At 51.3% G+C, this 15,309-nt stretch carries 13 protein-coding genes and 4 tRNA genes; 8 read left to right on the top strand and 9 right to left on the bottom strand.

Features of this window, described 5'->3' with window-relative positions; translation table 11 throughout:
• The first annotated feature begins 193 nt into the window (after window positions 1-193).
• On the top strand, window positions 194-1,063 hold the full coding sequence (locus tag DUT67_RS06000; protein WP_223254560.1) for an alpha/beta hydrolase: 870 nt from the start codon (window positions 194-196) through the stop codon (window positions 1,061-1,063).
• 73 nt (window positions 1,064-1,136) lie between these two features.
• On the opposite strand, the gene gltX is transcribed toward DUT67_RS06000, so the two are convergent.
• The gene (gltX, locus tag DUT67_RS05995; protein WP_113627976.1) at window positions 1,137-2,552 is read right to left on the bottom strand and encodes a glutamate--tRNA ligase; all 1,416 of its coding nucleotides are present in this window, start codon (window positions 2,550-2,552) and stop codon (window positions 1,137-1,139) included.
• A gap of 291 nt (window positions 2,553-2,843) precedes the next feature.
• Here gltX and DUT67_RS05990 point away from each other — a divergent pair.
• The 4 genes from DUT67_RS05990 (at window position 2,844) to DUT67_RS05975 (ending at window position 3,278) form a co-directional block, all read left to right on the top strand.
• Window positions 2,844-2,919 (top strand) — tRNA-Val (locus tag DUT67_RS05990).
• Window positions 2,920-2,977: 58 nt separating this feature from the next.
• Window positions 2,978-3,053 (top strand) — tRNA-Val (locus DUT67_RS05985).
• 66 nt (window positions 3,054-3,119) lie between these two features.
• A tRNA-Val gene (locus tag DUT67_RS05980) sits at window positions 3,120-3,195 on the top strand.
• Window positions 3,196-3,202: 7 nt separating this feature from the next.
• Window positions 3,203-3,278: transfer RNA gene (locus DUT67_RS05975), tRNA-Lys, on the top strand.
• A gap of 32 nt (window positions 3,279-3,310) precedes the next feature.
• Here DUT67_RS05975 and DUT67_RS05970 read toward each other — a convergent pair.
• The gene (locus tag DUT67_RS05970) at window positions 3,311-4,132 is read right to left on the bottom strand and encodes an oxidoreductase (protein ID WP_113627975.1); all 822 of its coding nucleotides are present in this window, start codon (window positions 4,130-4,132) and stop codon (window positions 3,311-3,313) included.
• 148 nt (window positions 4,133-4,280) lie between these two features.
• A complete protein-coding gene (locus DUT67_RS05965) occupies window positions 4,281-5,387 on the bottom strand; it encodes an NADH:flavin oxidoreductase (RefSeq protein WP_113627974.1) in 1,107 nt (368 codons plus the stop codon).
• A gap of 187 nt (window positions 5,388-5,574) precedes the next feature.
• Here DUT67_RS05965 and DUT67_RS05960 point away from each other — a divergent pair, with 187 nt between their 5' ends.
• From DUT67_RS05960 to DUT67_RS05950, 3 genes are all read left to right on the top strand, one after another.
• A complete protein-coding gene (locus DUT67_RS05960; RefSeq protein ID WP_113627973.1) occupies window positions 5,575-6,624 on the top strand; it encodes an aldo/keto reductase in 1,050 nt (349 codons plus the stop codon).
• Window positions 6,625-6,708: 84 nt separating this feature from the next.
• Window positions 6,709-7,290: a TetR/AcrR family transcriptional regulator gene (locus DUT67_RS05955; protein ID WP_048261581.1), complete on the top strand. Its 582-nt coding sequence runs from the start codon at window positions 6,709-6,711 to the stop codon at window positions 7,288-7,290.
• Between the two features lie 317 nt (window positions 7,291-7,607).
• A complete protein-coding gene (locus tag DUT67_RS05950) occupies window positions 7,608-8,042 on the top strand; it encodes a DoxX family protein (RefSeq protein ID WP_048261583.1) in 435 nt (144 codons plus the stop codon).
• Between the two features lie 82 nt (window positions 8,043-8,124).
• Here DUT67_RS05950 and DUT67_RS05945 read toward each other — a convergent pair whose 3' ends face one another.
• The 6 genes from DUT67_RS05945 to degP all read right to left on the bottom strand — a co-directional run bounded on the left by DUT67_RS05945 (window position 8,125) and on the right by degP (window position 15,268).
• Entirely contained in the window at window positions 8,125-9,117 is a 993-nt protein-coding gene (locus DUT67_RS05945) for a sulfate/molybdate ABC transporter ATP-binding protein (protein WP_113631575.1), read from the bottom strand.
• Window positions 9,107-9,988 carry a sulfate ABC transporter permease subunit CysW gene (cysW, locus tag DUT67_RS05940; protein ID WP_048261586.1) on the bottom strand — a complete coding sequence of 294 codons (882 nt, stop codon included), beginning with the start codon at window positions 9,986-9,988 and terminating at the stop codon, window positions 9,107-9,109. Before cysW ends, DUT67_RS05945 begins: the two co-directional genes overlap by 11 nt.
• 12 nt (window positions 9,989-10,000) lie before the next feature.
• Window positions 10,001-10,813, bottom strand: a complete 813-nt coding sequence (gene cysT / locus DUT67_RS05935) for a sulfate ABC transporter permease subunit CysT (RefSeq protein ID WP_048261588.1) — start codon at window positions 10,811-10,813, stop codon at window positions 10,001-10,003.
• 155 nt (window positions 10,814-10,968) lie between these two features.
• On the bottom strand, window positions 10,969-11,979 hold the full coding sequence (locus DUT67_RS05930; RefSeq protein ID WP_048261591.1) for a sulfate ABC transporter substrate-binding protein: 1,011 nt from the start codon (window positions 11,977-11,979) through the stop codon (window positions 10,969-10,971).
• A 436-nt stretch (window positions 11,980-12,415) separates the two neighbouring features.
• Window positions 12,416-13,573, bottom strand: a complete 1,158-nt coding sequence (locus DUT67_RS05925; protein ID WP_048261593.1) for a CdaR family transcriptional regulator — start codon at window positions 13,571-13,573, stop codon at window positions 12,416-12,418.
• 231 nt (window positions 13,574-13,804) lie between these two features.
• Window positions 13,805-15,268: a serine endoprotease DegP gene (degP, locus tag DUT67_RS05920; RefSeq protein WP_048261595.1), complete on the bottom strand. Its 1,464-nt coding sequence runs from the start codon at window positions 15,266-15,268 to the stop codon at window positions 13,805-13,807.
• Window positions 15,269-15,309 lie beyond the last annotated feature (41 nt).

Here is a 15,309-nt window from a genome sequence, read left to right as displayed (position 1 = left end):
GTCAACGGCTAAATCCGGTTATCCGATCAACCGCTGAAAAAGACGCCAAAGGTAAGAAAAAACAGGCGGCAATTTCAGTGTCATCTCATCATAAGCACAATAAAAAGCTGCCAACGATAACGCGATTTATTATCATTGATCCACGTTACGCTTTTGTCTTCTATTAAGCACCCAGCACATGCGCTATTTTCCTATGATTGTATTTTCTCTGATGATATCTACATCTGGCATGCTGCCCGTTCGGGCTGAGCCAACCATTTCTGATATTACCGAACAAGCAAAAGCTCAATTTGAGATCAGGCACGTTGAGATGCAAAGCAGTGCACAACATTCCTATCGGTTTTTCATCGCGCTTCCCCGCCAACCCGCACCAGAAGGCGGCTATCCGGTGCTGTACATGTTGGACGGCAATGCTCAGTTTCCTGTTGCTATAAACAGCTATAACGCAAAAAATGGCGCAGCACCGCTGATTGTCGCTATCGGTTACCCGATCGATAAACCTTACGATGTTCCTGCCAGAACGCGAGACTACACGCCGCCAACCACACTCACCGATCCAGATTTTGCCACAGGCGGTGAAGCCGAGGCGTTTTATCAATTCCTGCAATCCACCGTAAAACCTTGGATTGAAGCAAACTATGCCGTTAATAAACAAAAACAAACACTTGCTGGACACTCTTTCGGTGGTCTGTTTACGCTCTATACGCTTTTTAACCACACCGAATCTTTCCAGCGCTATGTTGCTGCAAGTCCATCTATTTGGTGGGGCGATGGCGTTGTGGTTCCAGCAAGAACGCCGCTGCTCGCTACACCGCCGCTGTCAATTACCGTCACAGCAGGGGCAAATGAAGATGAACCTGTCAAAACGCGGGCGGGTCAACCCGTTGATGAAAAACGGACAGAACGGCTCAGCCAGAGAAAAATGGTTGAAAGAGCAAAAACGCTGGCCACACAGCTCAATGAGCAAGGTACAAAAGCCGACTTTATTCTTTTCCCTGGAAAGGGACATGGTGACGTGATTCCCGATGCTATTGGTAAAGCGGTCGCTATAGCCGGTCAATAACCCTCATACCCTATAATAAAAAACCCCGGCATTTTGGCCGGGGTTCGTTTTGTATACATTCACATGATAGTGATTACTGCTGGGTTTCACGCTCGGCAATGAACGCCAACGCTTTATCAATACGCGCCAGCGAACGCTGTTGACCAACCGCGTGCACGGTAACATCAACACCCGGAGACTGACCTGCGCCTGTTACCGAAACGCGCAGCGGCATACCGACTTTACCCATGCCCTGACCCAACTCGTCCGCCGCCCCCTGAATGGCGTGGTGGATGTTCTCTGCCGTCCAGCTAGTAATCGCTGCAAGTTTTTCACGTACCAGCTCAAGCGGTTGACGCGCAACCGGACGCAGATGTTTCTTCGCGGCATCGGCATCAAACTCAGCAAAGTCTTCATAGAAATAGCGGCAAGAGTCCGCGATTTCTTTCAACGTCTTACAACGTTCACCCAACAAGCCGACCAGTTCGCTCAACTGCGGGCCGGTGCGAGTATCAATTCCAGCCTGCTCAATATGCCATGACAAATGCGTCGCCACGTATTCAGCAGGCAGATGGTTAATATAGTGATGGTTCAGCCACTGCAGCTTCTCAGTATTAAAGGCGCTCGCCGATTTGTTGACGGCATCCAATGAGAACAGAGACTTCATCTCATCAATAGAGAATATTTCCTGATCGCCTGATGACCAGCCTAAACGCACCAGATAGTTCAGCAGTGCTTCCGGCAGATAGCCATCATCGCGGTATTGCATCACACCGACAGCGCCGTGACGTTTGGACAATTTCTTACCGTCATCACCCAGAATCATCGACACGTGCGCATACTCAGGTACTGGTGCGCCCAGCGCTTTCAGGATGTTGATCTGACGCGGCGTGTTGTTGATATGGTCTTCACCACGAATAACGTGCGTAATTTCCATATCCCAGTCATCGATAACGACACAGAAGTTGTAGGTCGGTGAGCCGTCAGTACGGCGGATAATCAGATCGTCGAGTTCCTGATTGCTGAATTCGATCGGCCCACGAATGCGGTCATTAAAGATGACTGAGCCTTCTTGTGGGTTAAGGAAACGGACAACGTGCGGTTCATTATCAGCATGATGCGCGTGAGAACCACGGCAGCAGCCGTCGTAACGTGGCTTATCACCATTTTCCATCTGCTGCTCACGCAGCGCTTCCAGACGCTCTTTCGAACAGTAGCATTTATATGCCGTACCGTTTTCCAGCATCTGGTCAATAACGGCGTTGTAACGGTCAAAACGTTTAGTCTGGTAGTACGGGCCTTCATCCCAGTTCAGGCTCAGCCAGTTCATACCATCCATAATGGCATCAATCGCGTCCTGAGTTGAACGCTCCAGATCGGTATCTTCAATACGCAGCACAAACTCGCCGTCCTGATGACGGGCAAACAGCCAAGAGTACAGTGCGGTACGAGCGCCGCCAACGTGAAGATAGCCAGTAGGGCTAGGGGCGAAACGGGTTTTGATTTTCATTTGGGATTACAGCCTTATTACGCAACGGCTGTCGGCATAGACCGACATAAGCTCAGAGAACAAAAGTGGGCAACATTCTATCACTCTGCTTCGATTCCTCAACGCCGTAACATGCCGCACGCGCTTTTATTGTGGTTGAAGGAGCAAGATAGCTGACTGAATTGCACAAGGATACGGCGCTAACGGCGATAAATACGACGCCTTGCCTAATTTTGCAACGAACAATCATTTTAGTTTTAAAAAGCGTTGACTCATATTCAAGGATCCCTATAATGCGACTCCACACAGCGGGGGTGATTAGCTCAGCTGGGAGAGCACCTCCCTTACAAGGAGGGGGTCGGCGGTTCGATCCCGTCATCACCCACCACTCTTTACTGATTTTAAGTAAGATTTACTCGCTGTGTAGAGTAAGAAGATTTGAGATTGGGTGATTAGCTCAGCTGGGAGAGCACCTCCCTTACAAGGAGGGGGTCGGCGGTTCGATCCCGTCATCACCCACCAATCTCTACCAGCTGGTCTTCTTATTAGAAGTTGAAGTGAGCATAGAAGTAAACGTAGTACAGAAGTGGGTGATTAGCTCAGCTGGGAGAGCACCTCCCTTACAAGGAGGGGGTCGGCGGTTCGATCCCGTCATCACCCACCACTTCTGCGGGTCGTTAGCTCAGTCGGTAGAGCAGTTGACTTTTAATCAATTGGTCGCAGGTTCGAATCCTGCACGACCCACCAATGTAAAAAGGCGCCCTAAAGGCGCCTTTTTGCTATCTGTCATTTACGTCGAGCTGAAGGTTTTTTCGGATACCAGAATCCAGCATACTTGGCGCAAATCGACGCAATAACGTCAGACGAGCCGCAGCCGTACCAGCCGTGTAGCGGATTTTCGGGTGTTTCGCTTGGGCCGCTTTCAGCACAACCTTGGCTACGACAGTTGGGTCGTCCGCATTTTCCATCGCCTGCTTCAATACTTTGCCTAATTCGCGCCGCACAAACGCATATTCATCCAGCATTGCATCCGGCTGCACATTGTTCGCTTCAAACTGCGTCTTCGTATATGCAGGTTCAACAACAGAAATCCGGATACCACGAGTGCGTAACTCATGATCTAGTGATTCTGAATAGCCTTCTACTGCATGCTTGCTGGCGACATAAAGTGCCGTGTAAGGCATCGGCACAACGCCCAGAATAGAACCGATATTGATGATACGACCAGCCCTCTGCTGACGCATGTGAGGCACGACAGCCTGAATCATCCGAACAATGCCCAAAAAATTGGTGTCAAAGATTGCCTGAGCCTGTTCAAGCGAGCTTTCTTCCGCACTTGCTGGGCTCAGCCCAAAACCCGCGTTGTTCACCAACAGATCGATACGCCCTTCCCGCCTGATTAGTTCACTCACTGCCTCTTTAACTGACTTATCGCTAGTCACATCCAACGACAGCATTTCAAACCGCTGATTCCCTAACGATGCACCTCGCCTGCTGGTTCCATACACGGTATAGCCCGCTAGTGCCAGTTGCTCCGCGATAGCAGCCCCAATCCCCGATGAAGCACCAGTAACCAGCGCGACAACTTTATCTGACGCCATAAAAAGCCCCTTATCTGTTAAACCTCAACCATTAAATGATGATTGACATATATAATGAGAAAATAAAGCCGACATGGAACCATCCGATATCGGCAGAAAAATAGATTGTCAGGCTGCCACAGTCTTAATTCACCATGGCACCTAAACGTCACGCCAGTACGGCTAAATCCGCTGCATCAAAACCACGTAATTTATCAGTCTGTCCAGAACGCACTTTTTGCACCCATTGCGCATCAGAGAGCAGTACCCGGCCGACCGCGATCAAATCAAACTCTTCCCGCTCCATTCGTGCATACAGATTGTCCAGCGCCGCCGTACCAGAACCTTCACCACCAAACGCAGCAAAGAAATCTGAGCTTAACCCTACCGAGCCAACGCTGATTGTCGCCGCGCCAGTCAGCTTCTTCGCCCAACCGGCGAAGTTCAGCCCTTCAGCCCCGTCAATCTCAGGGAACTCCGGCTCCCAAAAACGACGCTGAGAGCAGTGGAGAACATCCACACCCGCCTCAACCAGCGGTGCCAGCCAGTCCGTCATTTCCTGCGGTGAGGTGGCAAGCCGTGCGCTGTAATCCTGCTGCTTCCACTGGCTCACGCGCAGGATCAGCGGGAAATCCTCACCAACAGCGGCGCGAACCGCACGGATAATCTCTGCAGCAAAGTGGGAACGCTCACGGATCGTGGCTCCACCGAAGATATCTGTACGCTTATTCGTACCCGGCCAGAAGAATTGATCGATCAGGTAGCCATGTGCACCATGCAGCTCCAGCGTGTCAAACCCCAGACGTTTGGCATCGGCAGCCGCACGGGCGAAAGCCGCCACGGTATCGGCGATATCTTCTTCCGTCATCACCACACCACGAGGCTCATCCGGCCCAACCAGTCCAGAAGGACTCTCAACAGGGGCATCAGGTTCCCAGCCGCGACCGTGCGTTGATCCCGTGTGCCAAATTTGTGGGCCGATACGCCCCCCTGCGGCATGAACGGCTTTAGCCACCGTATCCCAGCCCGCCAGCGCCGCTTCACCATGGAAAAATGGAATCCCTGGCATGTTACGCGAAGCAGGGCGATCGACAACGGTCCCCTCCGTTAGAATCAGTCCTACGCCACCCTCAGCGCGGCGTCGGTAATATTCCGCATTCACCGTACCGGGAATCCCCTCTTCCGCCATACTCCGCGTCATGGGTGCCATAACGATGCGATTGGGAAGGGTTAACCCTTTCACCGTGAAGGGACTAAACAGAATATCATCAGACATGGATATTTCCTTTTAAGGTTTAACGCCATAGCGGCGTTGAACATTGATTAAAAACGCAATTCATGCAGTTAAGCAACCTCTGTTAGCATCGCCTCTCGTAAAGATAATGCCACCCTGCTTGCACTTATAGATGATGTGTGACATATATAATAAATGTCAATCAACATTTAAATGTAAGGTGAACAGTATGAAATACACGACGTTTGGACGGAATACGGGATTACGCGTTTCGGAGCTGGCCCTCGGAACAGGAAATTTTGGCACCGGGTGGGGATATGGTTCTGAAAAAGAACAGGCTAAACAGGTATTTGATCGTTATGCCAATGCTGGCGGTAACTTCATCGATACAGCAGATGCTTACCAATTCGGTCAATCTGAACAGATGGTCGGAGAATTTATTGCCGCAGACCGCGATCATTTTGTCGTGGCAACGAAATACACCTTAAGCGCCATGCCAGATGCCGGAATATCCCGAACCGGCAATAGCCGTAAGAATATGATCTCATCGGTAGAAAACAGCCTTAAGCGACTGAAAACCAATCGTATCGATGTGCTGTGGGCGCACTTTGATGACCAATTAACTCCGCTTGAAGAAATTGTTCGTGCTTTCGACGATCTCATTCGAGCAGGAAAAATCCAGTACGCTGGCTTCTCTAATTTCCCAGCCTGGCGTATTGCCCGAGCGGACACCATCGCGGAACTGCGCGGCTGGTCGCGAATTGCTGGTATTCAGGTGGAATACAGTCTGGTACAACGCACAGCAGAGCGAGAACTGCTGCCGATGGCAGAAGCAATGGGGCTGGCAGCCACGCTTTGGTCTCCGCTGGGCGGCGGCTTGCTGACAGGAAAATACCGCCAAAGCAAAGAAGGTCGTCTGATCGGTTTTGGCGGAAGATTAGTGCATACCGAGCAAGATACAGCCTTGCTGGATGAAGTATTTCGCGTTGCAAACGACGTGAACGTCATGCCAATACAGATTGCCATCGCCTGGTTACGGCATAAATCCGCACACTCCAGCACCAGCCTGATCCCCATTCTGGGTTCTCGCACGCTGGCACAACTGGACGATACGCTACTCGCATTAGATGTGACGCTAAGCGAAGATCAGGTCGCGCGACTGGATAAAGTCAGTGCTATTTCGCTAGGAACGCCGCACGATCAGATCGCGGGGACGTTGCCTCGGGCTCAAGGAGGCGACAGCGCTAATATCATTACACCGTGGCCACCACGAGCCTGATCTGACTATTGATGAAAGGCATCATCTATTGAGTCTGGTTTTTTCATACTTTAAGATGATGCCTGACAGAGGAAGGAGAACAAAATGGCCCGTGTATCAAAACAGCAGATGGAGCGTAACCGAGAGGAAATCATCCAGGTGTCGTCACAGCTCTTTCGTGAACGAGGCCTGAACGGCGTCAGCGTGAACGATTTGATGGCCGCGGCTGGATTAACCCACGGTGGCTTTTATGGCCATTTTGCTTCTAAAGATGAACTCGCCGCAATCGCCAGCCGTAAAGCGTTTGAAGATTCCGGTTCTCGCTGGAAGGAAATAAGCCAACACGCCGATCAACATGATCTACGAACGATGGTGGAACACTATCTTTCCCCTGACCACCGTGACGGCGCTAAGGATGGCTGTGCGATCACCGCGTTAGCCAGCGACATCGCCAGAGAAAGTGAAGACAAACCGGTACGTGAGGTTTATCTCAGCGGCGTCAGAGCTATGCTGGGCAGGCTGGAATCCATCTCCACGATAGAAGATAAAGAACAGCGCAGGCTGCATGCTCTGGCGCAATTCGCACTGCTGTCCGGCGCACTAACGTTAGCCCGTGCAACAGCTGGTGATCCCTTATCGGACGACTTTCTTAACGCCGCTAAAAAAGCACTGCTTGGCGAAGCATAAACCGGTTATGAAGGGGCCTACCGCATCCATGATAAGCCCCAAACCGCGTTCCCTCTTAAAATATTCCCTACAAGCTATTCCCTGACCTTCAGTCGGTCAGGTTGTAGACGCTTTTCATAACATATTGTTATTGCGTTATTCTCATCCATCATTAGACCGCCACAATTGCAGTGCTATGCTTATCCGCGTTGACACGCTTCACCTAATTTTTTGACAGAAAATATCAAATTTATTTGTTTTCTATTCAGGCGCTAAATCGACGACACTGCCGCCTTATATCCAATAGCACTTTTCGCTTACTCATGAGGTTGTCTAGTATGATTTCTCAGTTGAATCAGTGGTTCACGCGTTTAACCGATCATCCCGATGCAGGTAAACTTTTACTGCGTTTAACCGTGGGTATTCTGTTGCTGTTTCACGGCGTAGCAAAAGTTGAGCACGGCGTAGGCTGGATCGTACAGATGCTGCAAGGCGCAGGCCTGCCAGGTTTTATCGCTTATGGCGTTTATGTGGGTGAAGTCGTTGCGCCGATTCTGATTATTCTGGGCGTATTTACTCGTATTTCTGGCCTGATTGCCGCGGTGACACTGGTTGTCGCTACGCTGATGGTGGGTACTGGTAAATTCTTCACCCTGACCAACGTCGGTGCATGGGCACTGGAACTGGAAGCACTCTATTTCTTCGCGGGCATTATCATCATGCTGGTTGGCAGCGGCCGTTACTCTGTTGCCTCTAACCCCGCTTATCGTTAATTCTTTCAATCGAAAGCATTAACCGTAAACGCAAAAACCCGCGAATTTCGCGGGTTTTTTATTGCTATCGTCGGCCTGCCGATCAGATTTCCCAGTCGTGATTATAGCGCTTGGGCTTGAACTGAATAACGTCACCTTTCTGCAACCCTTCCAGGCTCGCATCGTCTTTTGCGACTTCAGCTTCAATTAACTCCGACTGCTCACCCAACTTCAACGACAGACGCGTCAAGGCTCCTAACGGGCGAATATCGCGAACCGTCACCGCCTGATAGCCATCCTGAGCTTGAACAGACAACGACACTTCATGTGGGCGGAACAGAATAGTTTCTTCCGTTTGCGCCACTTTCAGACGGTTACTGTCGCCAAGGAAATGGTAAACAAATTCGCTGGCCGGATGGTTATATACCTCTGCTGGCGTACCGATTTGCTCAATCACGCCTTTGTTCATCAGCACGATGCGGTCGGCCACTTCCATCGCCTCTTCCTGATCGTGTGTTACAAATACCGATGTCAGATCGATATCTTCATGCAACTGAGATAGCCAGCGACGCAGCTCTTTACGCACCTTGGCATCCAGTGCACCAAAAGGTTCATCCAACAGCAGAATGCTCGGTTCAACGATCAACGCACGTGCCAGCGCAATACGCTGACGCTGGCCGCCGGAAAGCTGTTCAGGATAGCGGTCTCCCAGCCAGTCCAACTGCACCAGATTCAGCAATTCATGCACTTTCTTTTCGATGTCACTCTTCGACGGGCGGATATTCTTCGGCTTCATTCGCAGCCCAAACGCGACGTTATCGAACACCGTCATGTGGCGGAACAGCGCATAGTGCTGGAAGACAAACCCGACGTTGCGTTTACGTACATCGTGGACGGACACATCCTGACCGTGAAAGATGATACTGCCGCTATCCGGCTGCTCCAGCCCGGCGATAATACGCAGCAACGTCGTCTTACCACAGCCTGATGGCCCCAGCAGCGCCACCAGCTCGCCGCTGTGGATCGACAAATTAATCTCGTTCAGCGCCCGAAACTGGCCAAATTGTTTATTAATATTGCGAATCTCAATGCTCATTTTTGGCCAACTCCTGTTGTTTCTGTATTTGCTTCGTCAATCGACTTTCACTCCACTGACGTAGTAACAGCACCACCAGCGACATCATCAGCAGCAGAATCGCCACGCTGAAGGCTGCAACGATGTTGTACTCGTTATAAAGAATTTCGATATGCAGCGGCAGCGTGTTAGTCAGGCCGCGAATATGACCGGAAATGACGGAAACCGCGCCAAATTCCCCCATTGCACGTGCGGTACACAGTACCACGCCGTAAATCAGCGCCCATTTCACATTCGGCAGCGTAATGTGCCAGAACATTTGCCAGCCATTCGCCCCCAGCAGTCGCGCCGCTTCTTCTTCCTGCGAACCCTGTTCTTCCATCAGCGGAATCAGCTCACGGGCAACATAAGGCAATGTGACGAAAATCGTCGCCAGTACGATGCCAGGCACGGCGTAAACAATTTGCAAATCGTGTTCGAGCAGGAAGGGATAGATCTTGCTTTGTGCCCCAAACAGCAGCACATATACCAGCCCCGCAACAACGGGTGATACGGAAAAGGGCAAATCGATCAGCGCCAGCAGAAAGCTCTTGCCACGAAATTCGAATTTCGTCACACACCACGCCGTCGCCAGCCCGAACACCACGTTTAACGGCACGGAAATGACCGTCGCGAGTAACGTCAGCTTAAGCGCAGAGATCGCATCCGGTTCGCTAATCGCGTCCCAAAATGCGCCAATGCCTTTATCCAGACCCTGAGTCACTACCATCATCAGCGGCAGCACCAGAATCAGGAAAAAGACGACCCACGCCAGTGAAACCAGAATGTAATAGGCTGCGGGCTGTTTCTTTCTTTTAGCCGCGCTGTCCTGAGCGGAAATAACCTGTTCCATGACGACCAGCCCTTACAGTTTCGGTTGAATGCGGCGCTGCAACACGTTAATCAGCAGCAGCATAATGAAAGAAACCAGCAGCATGAACACGCCGATCCCAGTTGCTCCTTTGTAATCATACTGATCGAGCTTAGAGACAATCAGCAGCGGCAGGATTTCGGTTTTAAAAGGAATATTCCCCGCGATAAACACCACCGAACCGTATTCCCCTACGCCGCGAGCAAAGGCCAGAGCAAAACCAGTCAGCCATGCGGGTAACAGCGCGGGGACTAACACATGACGGAAAACCTGAAGCGGGCGGGCGCCAAGGCAGGCTGCGGCCTCTTCCACTTCTTTGGGTATATCAGCCAACACCGGTTGCAGCGTTCTGACGACAAAAGGCAACGTAACGAAGATCAGCGCCAGCGTGATACCAATGCTGGTGTAGGCAATTTTGAAAGGAAACAGCGAACCAATCAAACCATTCGGCGCATACAACGCCGTTAGAGCAATCCCCGCCACGGCGGTTGGTAGCGCGAAGGGCATGTCGATCATGGCATCGATCACTTTACGGCCGGGGAAAGTATAACGAACGAGTACCCACGCCAACAGCGTCCCGAGAATACCGTTAATAAAAGCCGCAGCCAGTGCCGTACCAAACGAAAGCCGCAGAGAAAACAACACCTGACGGCTGGTGATGAGATCCCAAAATTGACCGAAGGTTAGTTGGCTGGCATACAAAAACATCGCTGCCAACGGAATAAGAACAATTAATCCTAAATAGCTCAGGCTAAACCCTAACGTTAGCCCGAAACCGGGGATCACTGAGGAAGAACGCTGTGACATACCGTGCCTTTAATTTTCATACTCACTATCCAGCCAACAACTGCTTGCCGACACGCACTACCTGACAGAGCATTTCAGGCGGCAGTGGCCTGCCTTTTTAACCTGAAAAAGCCGCTACGGTTAATAGCGGCCTTAATCCGTCAGACGTTACAAAATTACTTATTGATCTCTTTAAAGATTTTGTCGAACACGCCGCCATCGTTAAAGAATTTGTCCTGTGCCGCTGTCCAGCCACCGAAATCCTTATCGATCGTCACCAGGTTCACCGGTGCAAACTGATCTTTAAACTCTTCGGCAATTTTGGCGTTACGCGGGCGGTAGAAGTTTTTACCGATAATGCGTTGTGCTTCATCGCTGTAGAGATATTGCAGATAAGCCTCTGCTTGTTTCTGTGTTCCTTTACGCTCAACCACTTTGTCGACAACCGCTACCGGCGGTTCAGCCAGAATTGACAGAGACGGCGTGACGATTTCAAGCTGATCGCCGCCCTGCTCTTTTAGAGACAGGTAAGCTTCGTTTTCCCATGCCAGCAGCACATCGCCCAACTGGCGTTGTACAAAGCTGATGGTCGCGCCACGCGCACCGGTATCCAGTACTGGAGCATGGCGATACAGTTCGGTGACAAACTTCAGTGCGGTTTCTTCATTGCCGCCCGGTAGCGCTTTGGCATAGGCCCATGCAGCCAGGAAGTTCCAACGTGCGCCGCCAGAAGTTTTCGGGTTTGGCGTAATCACTTCAACACCCGGTTTCACCAGATCGTTCCAGTCTTTGATTTGCTTCGGATTACCTTTGCGTACCAGAAAAACGATGGTGGAAGTGTAAGGAGTACTGTTGTCAGGCAAACGCGCCTGCCACTTAGGATCGATCAGCGGTTGGTTCAGGTTTAATGCATCAATGTCACCGGCCAGCGCCAGCGTCACCACGTCGGCCTGCAAGCCGTCAATAACTGAACGCGCCTGTTTTCCAGAACCACCGTGCGAGTTTTTGATGGTGATATCTTCACCCGTGGTCGCTTTCCAATGCTTAATAAACGCGGCATTGTATTGCTGATACAGTTCACGCGTCGGATCGTAAGACACGTTTAATAATTCGGTAGCCGCCGAGGCCACACCAGAAAATAACAGCGCTGCAGTAGCAACAGATAACCCCAGACGACGTATTGACATTCTTATCACTCCCTAACCTTAATGCTTGAAAGTATTTAGATGAATGTGGCCGACTGACGCCTTTTGTACGGCGATGCCCTAAATAATTCGAGCTGCAAGAAGGCGGCGACACAGCGAATCCCCAGGAGCTTACATCAGTAAGTGACTGGGGTAAGCGAGGAAAGCCAACGCACATGCAGCTTGAAGTATGACGGGTATGTCAGGCTGACAACATGGGAGTGACAATAGTGGATATAGAGAAGGGGCAAAAATATTGTTTCGCGATAATTTATGCTATCGCGTTATATTGTTAATGGTTATGTCATAGTTTTCAGTCTAAGCAATTTTGTTACGACTGAAGACCGAAATGGGTAGCCCTGATACCGAGTGGCATCAGGGGGACACGGTAGAGATTCAGATGACCTAAAGGTGGACGTAAAGCCGTTTGTCTTCAGCCCTACTCTTCTTCATCCAGCTGCAAGGCGACATACAGCAGCAGGCGGTCATCGAAGTTCCCCAGATCTAATCCCGTCAGTTCAGAGATACGATTAAGGCGATACTCCAATGTATTACGGTGAATAAACAGCGCTTTCGCCGTCGCACCGGGTTGAACGTTATTACGGAACCACGCACCTAACGTCCGGCGCAGCAGGCCATTACCGTCCATTGCCTTGAGCTTCGAAAGCGGACGTACCAGTTCGTTTGCCTGCCAACCGCCGCGCAGGCTATCCAACAGCACGGGCAACATTAGATCCTGATAGTAATAACAACGCTGGGCGGGCATACGCTGCTTGCCTACGCTCATTGTCGTGCGCGCCGTGCGGTAAGAGCGCGCGATACTGCCGGGGCCAGCAAAATAATTCCCCAGCGCCAGCCGCACCCGCAGCCGACTGCTTTCCGCCATCCGCGACATCAGCGTATCCACGCGTCGGCGATGTTCTTCCGCATCCCAACGCCCGTGGTTATTCAGCGCCGGTTTTAATACCACCATTTCCGTCAGCGAGACAATCGCGATCAGGTTGTCACGCTCTGGCGTGGTCAGCAGGGTTTGCAACTGCTGTAGTTCAGCCATTGCCGAATCTACGCCAAGCTGCCCGCTGTCCACTTCGATCACCGCTGCGACGCGGGGTTTATTCATATCGATACCTAGACGCTGCGCCCACTCCATCAGAGCGGGTGACAGATCGTCGGTACGGATCAGGTTCAACACCAGTTCTTCACGCAGACGGCTATCCTGTGCCAGCATATGCAGCAGCCTTGCCTGCTCCAGCATCATTTCCGCTGTCATACAGACGAGCTCGCCGTATTGCCGCAGTTGGCTAGGGTTCCCCGTCAGACCGATAACACCGACGATTTCACCGTCGATGCGCAGGGGTAAATTGATGCCCGGACGCACGCCGTGCAGATGGCGCGCCACAGCGTCATCAATATCGACAACACGCCCCTGAGAGAGCGCCAGCAGCGCCCCTTCGTGCAGTTCCCCCAATCGTTCCTGATCGCCACTGCCGATAATCTTACCGCGAGCATCCATCACGTTGATATTACTATCAATGATCTGCATAGTTCGCGCGACAATATCCTGTGCCATCTTGGCATTGAGATGATACGACGCCATTTTTACCTCTGAGAGGAACATTGACAATTGCACCAGCATACCGCCACACGGTGCGCCACACATTGTGCAAATTAACAAAGAAAGGGGAATTAGGTTAAATCTGTGGAAGAACTCACAAAAGCGCTTTTATGGAGAAACGAGAAATAGCCGGGCACCTGAGCACCCGGCCAGACAATCAACGTAACATATTGTCTTAAAGGTAATTATTCACTTACACGTTGAACAGTTCGATTACTGCGCCAGCAGATAAATCGTGCTGTCACCACGGCGAACGTTAAACGCTAATACCGCGGGTTTGCTGTCCAAAATTTTACGCAGTTCGCCAATATTCTGTACCGCCTGTTGGTTAACGCCAAGAATAATGTCGTCCTTCTTCAGCCCTACTTTAGCCGCCGCGGAACCGGGTTTAACGTTATCCACTTTGACGCCTTTTTTATCGTCCAACTGAGTATTGCTCAGTTCAGCACCTTCAATGCCGGAGTAGAGATTACCGGAAGCCACCTGAGCCTGATTGCTCTGTTGCAGCGTCACATCAACCGTCAGCGGTTTACCATCACGCAGCAGCCCCAGCGCGACTTTGCTGCCCACTGGCAGCGAACCAACCTGTGCACGCAGCGCGGAGAAACTGCTAACCGCTTTTCCATTCAGCGTGACGATCACATCGCCCGCCTTTATGCCCGCTGCATCTGCCGCCGATTTTGGTCGCACCTGACTCACAAACGCGCCGCGCTGTGCATCGACCTTCATCGCCTGCGCCAGTTCGGAATTCAGCTCCGTACCGGTGATACCCAGTTCACCGCGCTTCACTTCACCAAATTCGACAATCTGTGCGACGACGCTTTTCACCATATTGCTGGGGATAGCGAAACCAATACCGATATTGCCGCCGTCTGGCGCAAGAATCGCGGTATTCAGCCCAATCAACTCCCCATTCAGGTTCACCAGTGCGCCACCAGAATTACCCCGGTTGATCGCCGCATCGGTCTGAATAAAGTTCTCGTAGTTTTCAATATTCAAGCCGCTACGTCCCAGCGCGGACACAATGCCCGATGTCGCAGTTTCCCCCAGACCATACGGGTTACCAATTGCTACGGTGTAATCACCGACCCGCAGTTGGTCCGAATCCGCGACCTTAATAGCCGTCAGATTTTTAAAGTCTTTCAACTGCACCAGCGCGATATCTGAACGTGGATCTTTGCCTAACACTTTGCCGTCATACTTACGGCCATCACTGAGTCGAATCTGAATCTTATCGGCGTTATCCACCACGTGACTATTGGTCACTACGTAGCCTTTTTCGGCATTAATCACGACGCCCGCGCCCAAAGCCTGGAAGTTTTCCTGTTTGGGTTGTGGTTGACCGTTGTCATCATCACCTTCTCCCTGACACATCGGCGACGACTGGAAAGGCGATCCCTCTTGGCAGAACGGTGAGTTCTCACCAAAAAACGGCTGAAGCTGCGGCGGAATACCGTCTTTGCCCGCATTGCTTTCTTTGCCTGAATTGGTGGTATGCCCTTCAACGTAGATGCTTACGACAGAAGGCATCACATTTTCCAGCATAGGGGCCAGGCTGGGTAATTGACCCGATGACGCAGCAGACGCGGCTGACTCCGCCGCATTCGCTGTGGTGGAACCCATAGCCATCGCCAGACTTAACGCCAGCGCACTCAGAACCAGTGATTTTCTTTTCATAGGAGTATGTCTCATAGTAATCAACACGCGAGTCTTACGGC

The sequence above is a fragment of the Pectobacterium peruviense genome, from assembly GCF_003312355.2.
Lineage (GTDB): Bacteria > Pseudomonadota > Gammaproteobacteria > Enterobacterales > Enterobacteriaceae > Pectobacterium > Pectobacterium peruviense.
This window is presented reverse-complemented; position numbering and strand designations above follow the sequence as displayed.

What these genes read in the sequence shown, in the direction of transcription:
- DUT67_RS06000 (WP_223254560.1), top strand. Translation starts at nt 194, where the DNA reads ATGATTGTATTTTCTCTGATGATATCTACATCTGGCATGCTGCCCGTT.
- gltX (WP_113627976.1), bottom strand. Translation starts at nt 2,552, where the DNA reads ATGAAAATCAAAACCCGTTTCGCCCCTAGCCCTACTGGCTATCTTCAC.
- DUT67_RS05970 (WP_113627975.1), bottom strand. Translation starts at nt 4,132, where the DNA reads ATGGCGTCAGATAAAGTTGTCGCGCTGGTTACTGGTGCTTCATCGGGG.
- DUT67_RS05965 (WP_113627974.1), bottom strand. Translation starts at nt 5,387, where the DNA reads ATGTCTGATGATATTCTGTTTAGTCCCTTCACGGTGAAAGGGTTAACC.
- DUT67_RS05960 (WP_113627973.1), top strand. Translation starts at nt 5,575, where the DNA reads ATGAAATACACGACGTTTGGACGGAATACGGGATTACGCGTTTCGGAG.
- DUT67_RS05955 (WP_048261581.1), top strand. Translation starts at nt 6,709, where the DNA reads ATGGCCCGTGTATCAAAACAGCAGATGGAGCGTAACCGAGAGGAAATC.
- DUT67_RS05950 (WP_048261583.1), top strand. Translation starts at nt 7,608, where the DNA reads ATGATTTCTCAGTTGAATCAGTGGTTCACGCGTTTAACCGATCATCCC.
- DUT67_RS05945 (WP_113631575.1), bottom strand. Translation starts at nt 9,117, where the DNA reads ATGAGCATTGAGATTCGCAATATTAATAAACAATTTGGCCAGTTTCGG.
- cysW (WP_048261586.1), bottom strand. Translation starts at nt 9,988, where the DNA reads ATGGAACAGGTTATTTCCGCTCAGGACAGCGCGGCTAAAAGAAAGAAA.
- cysT (WP_048261588.1), bottom strand. Translation starts at nt 10,813, where the DNA reads ATGTCACAGCGTTCTTCCTCAGTGATCCCCGGTTTCGGGCTAACGTTA.
- DUT67_RS05930 (WP_048261591.1), bottom strand. Translation starts at nt 11,979, where the DNA reads ATGTCAATACGTCGTCTGGGGTTATCTGTTGCTACTGCAGCGCTGTTA.
- DUT67_RS05925 (WP_048261593.1), bottom strand. Translation starts at nt 13,573, where the DNA reads ATGGCGTCGTATCATCTCAATGCCAAGATGGCACAGGATATTGTCGCG.
- degP (WP_048261595.1), bottom strand. Translation starts at nt 15,268, where the DNA reads ATGAAAAGAAAATCACTGGTTCTGAGTGCGCTGGCGTTAAGTCTGGCG.